This is a genomic window from Pantoea wallisii (assembly GCF_002095485.1).
In the GTDB taxonomy this organism is placed as follows: Bacteria; Pseudomonadota; Gammaproteobacteria; order Enterobacterales; family Enterobacteriaceae; genus Pantoea; species Pantoea wallisii.
In genome coordinates, this window is the sequence record NZ_MLFS01000108.1 from 1 (window position 1) to 5,082 (window position 5,082).

Annotated in this window: 6 protein-coding genes; all 6 read right to left on the reverse strand. The window is 43.1% G+C overall.

What is annotated here, in order from left to right:
• Positions 1 to 518: 518 nt before the first annotated feature.
• On the reverse strand, positions 519 to 1,622 hold the full coding sequence (tri1, locus tag HA48_RS21585; RefSeq protein WP_128603143.1) for an ADP-ribosylarginine hydrolase Tri1: 1,104 nt from the start codon (positions 1,620 to 1,622) through the stop codon (positions 519 to 521).
• Positions 1,622 to 1,816, reverse strand: coding sequence for an ADP-ribosyltransferase (locus tag HA48_RS21590; RefSeq protein ID WP_128603144.1), 195 nt, complete (start codon positions 1,814 to 1,816; stop codon positions 1,622 to 1,624). Before HA48_RS21590 ends, tri1 begins: the two co-directional genes overlap by 1 nt.
• A gap of 145 nt (positions 1,817 to 1,961) precedes the next feature.
• Positions 1,962 to 3,026 carry a hypothetical protein gene (locus tag HA48_RS21595; protein WP_128603145.1) on the reverse strand — a complete coding sequence of 355 codons (1,065 nt, stop codon included), beginning with the start codon at positions 3,024 to 3,026 and terminating at the stop codon, positions 1,962 to 1,964.
• A gap of 20 nt (positions 3,027 to 3,046) precedes the next feature.
• On the reverse strand, positions 3,047 to 3,484 hold the full coding sequence (locus HA48_RS21600; protein WP_244182928.1) for a hypothetical protein: 438 nt from the start codon (positions 3,482 to 3,484) through the stop codon (positions 3,047 to 3,049).
• Positions 3,485 to 3,507: 23 nt separating this feature from the next.
• The gene (locus tag HA48_RS21605) at positions 3,508 to 4,566 is read right to left on the reverse strand and encodes a PAAR domain-containing protein (RefSeq protein ID WP_128603147.1); all 1,059 of its coding nucleotides are present in this window, start codon (positions 4,564 to 4,566) and stop codon (positions 3,508 to 3,510) included.
• A gap of 24 nt (positions 4,567 to 4,590) precedes the next feature.
• On the reverse strand, positions 4,591 to 5,082 hold a 492-nt coding region (locus HA48_RS21610; protein ID WP_425270683.1), incomplete at its 5' end, for a bacteriophage T4 gp5 trimerisation domain-containing protein.

A 5,082-nucleotide genomic window follows, 5' to 3' on the forward strand; every position in this document is an offset into this window, starting at 1 on the left:
GATTCCGTAACTTATTGGAGAGGTTCAGTAAGGGTTATAGGTTCAGAAAGGGTGAGAGGTTAAATATGAGTATGTGTAATACAATGCAGAAGGCATTGTATGAAAGTCAGCGCCTGGTCTTATAATAATTTCATTATATTTATAATTTATATAGCACGGAGAAATACTTTTAACCCAGAGCCTATCTGAGGCAATTAATAACTTACACTATAAAAACACTTATCCCGTCAGGAACTTTTTGCATCAAAATATTTTGATACTACGTTGCCAAGGATCATGATAGAGAAAGGGATTGCGCTATTTTCGTGTTCGTCGAAAGAACGCAGCAAATAAATCAATGAAATTAATAAATACAATCCAGACATCCACAACATTTACAATTTAGACATCAATAAATTTGCTTATATAACCCAGAGTAGAGCATTCTTTCGTGTTCACATTGTAACCCACCTTGCCTTACCCCAGATTACTTACCACCAGAAACATATAAAAAAAGCATCAAAAATTATAGGAGGGAATTAAAACTCCATTTTGTCCTGGTCCGTATCTTCTGGCGACATTGTAAAAAGTTCTTCTGCGAATTTGATAATTTTATCTTTACAAACGATTTTATCGCGCCATTCTTTCGGAATACCTGAAAAACCATACAACGCACCAGCGAGCTGGCCTGCAGTGGCTGCAACGCTGTCTGCGTCATCACCAAGATTTGCAGCCAGCAAAATAGCATCCTTAAAATTATCAGTATTCCATACAGCCCATAGTGCCGCTTCTAAAGTGTCAACGACATAACCTGTTGACCTAATCTGATCGCGAGTTTTCGATTTGTATTCACCAGCGTTAATAATTAATACGCGAACTAATGCTGACATTTTATGAGGTGAAAAAGCTTCTTTCTTACTATATCCATTGAGCAGATAATGAAGGACAACATTTAAATATTGACATCCATTAATTGATTCCGGAGCTGAGTGAGTCGCCATGCTCTGAATACCCGCATCTCGCCATCCATCAATAAAAGATTTCCTTCTAAAAATAGCAACTGGAGCATGACGTATCAGAGCTGCGTTACCTGCTGAATCTGGAGATGTATTGCCAACCCAATCAGGGCCGTTAGATATTACTTCTTCTAACGCAAAACGAGTTGCATTTCCTATATCGAAACACTTCCCGTTTGAACTATTGTGACCATTTTTATACCAATCAATCAACTTTTCTCTGAAGAAATCGGTATCGCAATATCCTTTATTTACGTACGTTTCAGCTAAGCATAGCGCCATTGAAGTATCATCTGTCCATTCTCCAGCACTGAGATTGAAAGGGCCTCCCCCAAGCATATCATTGATTATATATTTGTCTCGAGGCTGAAATTCGAGAGTTGTTCCTACCGCGTCGCCTACTGCAAGCCCCAAAAGCAACCCTTTTGCTTTATCTAATGAATCATGATCAGAGTTTTTTTGTTTTAATGTCTGTATCCACTCAGGTTTACTCTGTGCCTCATCAGGCATTGATTGCGGCTCATAAGACATTCTATTTTTCATTTGTTGTGAGGCTTCTGGAACCAAATCAGCGTATTTTCTGGCATAAATTTTAAGTTCAAAATCTGACATTCTGAGATCAATCATTATAACTCCTCATAATTCAAGAAAACCTGTCCATCAACATCTATACGATTTACAACTTTAAACTTAGCGCCGGGTGGGTATAAAAATTCAGCCTCATCAGAGTATTGTGAAAGAAAGTTTATATCTTTTCCAGAAGTTCCTTTGATGTTTATGTTGATTTTCCCAGCAAACGGTTCTTTAGAAGATGTACTCATGAAAGCCGGGTATTACCCGCGGGTCAGACAAGTGTTTTAAATTGTTGCAGCGGATCACATGGCGGGTTAAAAAACAGGTGTCATTATACTCATTACGACGAGGCGCAATGCCAGATAAAAAATTATTAACTGGCAGCACTTTCCATTATTTCACGTTGATATTCAGTGTTGCCAAAATAATTTCCACGCAGCGTTTATTCGCTTCAAAGTGATAACTCTTATCATTCCTGTGTTGCCCCACCAGCTCAACGTAGCACCACAATCCTGAACAATTGAATATGTAGCTCTGGTAAAAGGCGCGCATTTTCTCTTCATCGCTGTAGAGTTCACCTGTACAGGTCGATATAAAACCCAGCGCAGCATTAATATCATTGGGAATGGGTTCCAGCTCGTTTGCCGCCAGCGTGACGGAATGCTCATGCTCCTGGAAACGTAGCGTCGATTTTTCAAAAGCATCCTCTGCGGAATGGCATACCGCGCCAGAATAAAAGTAAAAATTAATGACCCCATAGTTTACGCCATCTATAGTATGATCAACGATAAGTCTGTTCTCAGCAATAACCTTAGCATTCCATGAAACCGGTATTCTAAAAGCGCTTTCCCCATCCAGGTTTACCGAGGTTAGCAACTCCGCCACGGCTAAGTTACTGCGATGCAGCAAATCCCAGTTAACCACTGTAAAATAGATGTCATTGGCAAGCGAAGGATAGTCGCGTGCCGCACACGACGCTTTTAATAAGAAGTAGTTCCCACCGCCGCTGTCCCGGTTGTAATCTTTTTGGACCGTGTATCGTGAGATCACGTCGTCACCGGAAGCGTGCGTTTTTAGGGTTAATACATCCGCGAAAATACCATTTTCTGATGCCTTACCGACAAGACGGCGATGCAAAACCTTTTCGCCCATTATAGCAAGTTTTTTAAACAACCAGTCAGACGCATTCATCTCCCACTGGCAGCGTTCGTACGCGACCCAAACTTCAAGATAAGGTGAGTCATCCAAGGTTAAGTAGCGTCCGATATTGGTTAAACCAACATCAGGGAAGGCAACCGGCTCCAGTTCCGCTGGCTTAAGGCTTTTTGGCAGCATAACCCAGTAATGCAGCATTTGTTCTCTGGCTGAAGTATAAAGGCATTTCCAGAGACGCTGTTCGATCTCTTCTTTAGAGAAATCCGGTGTAAGGGGGAAAGCATAGTCCGTATCAATATTCATAGCTTATTTCCCTTTCTAATTTAATTCGTCAGCCAAATACCGTAATAGATAACTATAGATCCAAGAGAAAGAACGGTCTTTGCAAAAATGAACAGCCCAGGCGCCAGTTTATTGGTGGTCGGTGAAAATTTACTGTAATTATCAGCATTATATTTCTTATGGAAATCCATAATAGTCCCAAATATATTACATAATGCAACAAGTATAAATCTTACCCCCCATATGAAAACTAATGATGCTCCCAACTCCTCCATTAAATCCCCTGCGGCATCCCTGGTAAAACCAGGGATTATCGTTGCCAGCCCTTTAAGCACGAACCCAATAGCGATGATGGCGATAAAAACCCCGACAAATGCTTTCCCTATGCCAGCCAGCGTCTTTTTCCCATAGGAAACATTGCTACTCCAGATGAAATATACTGTCACCACTAAGAAAAATAAAAATGCTATGATTTCCATGCTGCTGCCACTCCTTTTAAAGATCAATTACCAACCAGAACCGTTTTACAGCCACTAATGATAGCACCATCACCATCGCCTCCTTTCTCGGAATTATCCGAACCTCCTTCCTTGCCAATAATTAAATCACGTAGAGGTTTTATGACAACTTTCAAATCCAGTTCGCCCGCTAATCCCAATAATACAGCAAATCTGCCATTGGCTTTTAGCGTGATCGAGTAATCTGTTTTATCAAAATAAGCAGCAGCGCCTGCTGACGCACCTACCGCCCCCAAATGTGCTTCAGCTTTTGCTTTTGCTATTACAAGACCAAACAAGCTTACCTTTGCGCCTAATTTCTCTTTGACTGCTGCAAGCCCCCCGCCGCCGCCAAGATTGAACCCATAGCGGCCTTTATTGCCGGTATAAACTTCAGCAGTGGCTTTTGCATCAGCGGTGGCTATGGTTACATCGCCGGTAGCATTAGCATACAAGGTACCTTCACTCCCTGCCGCGCCTGTAACACCATATTGCATACCCGTCGCTGTGGCTGTACCGTTTATCCCGTATATATTGCTGTCGCCGTTGTAAAAAGCTCCGGTCGCATCGGCGTCCGCTATTTTATTGCGGAATTCACCTCTCAACAGATCGTGACTTTTAATATTTCCCATTGTGAAATTTTCAAGCGAAAAACCTGTCGATACAGTGTCATAACTGCCATCATTGGTGCTGTCTTTCAGGCTCGCATACACCCCTAAAATTCGTGCATCATAGTGCTCGCCATGTAACATCCCATCCTCACCAGCCTTCTTCGCCAGCGTGCCCCCCCAGTATTGCGGGGGCGCAGGTTTACATTTCGCAGGCGCCGACGCCCCGCCTGCATGACACTGCGTCTTATCACCCTGACGGGCCAGCGCCATACCGTTTACGAATACGCTGCCGGAGCCGCTGACGATAATACCGCCACCGTGTTGCTTACAGGAAAATTCATCACCTTTTCGGGCGGCGGGAAATCCACCAATGATAACGTCAGGACTGCCACACTGAATTGGGCCATCGTGAGCCGCTTTATCCACACAAGCTCTGGCCGCAGGCATACCCATACAGATGTTCCTTCCAATAAGCAATTAACTGTTAATTTTGACGACTGCACTTTTGATGTCGGTGCTGTTCGTACCGGTAATACTTATCCCATCATTTGCCTTTAATTCAGCATCTTTACCGGTACCCAAGGTGGTCAGCTCATTCCCTTTAAACAATGCTTGTAACTCGCTTTCAGCAAAGATATTTCCCTTATCCACCTGGATTTGGATAGCATCAGGGGTGATCAGGATGTAGTTCTCTTTTACCTTTAATTTGATGCTGGCGTTGGCTTCAAGCAGCGCATTGCCCTCCTTATCCATGGTCAACACCGTTTCGCCTTCGCCCACATTAATTACGTGCTGCATGCCCGTATTGCTTACCGCATGTTCACCTACGTCAGCCTGACGATTGCGCTTTATCGTAACCTTTTCGTCACGGCCTATGGTTTTCTGCCGATCCACACCGACATGGTGCGTTTCACAGCTTTCCACTTCCGTATCCATATTTTTTTCGGCGTGGATCCAAATCTGCTCATG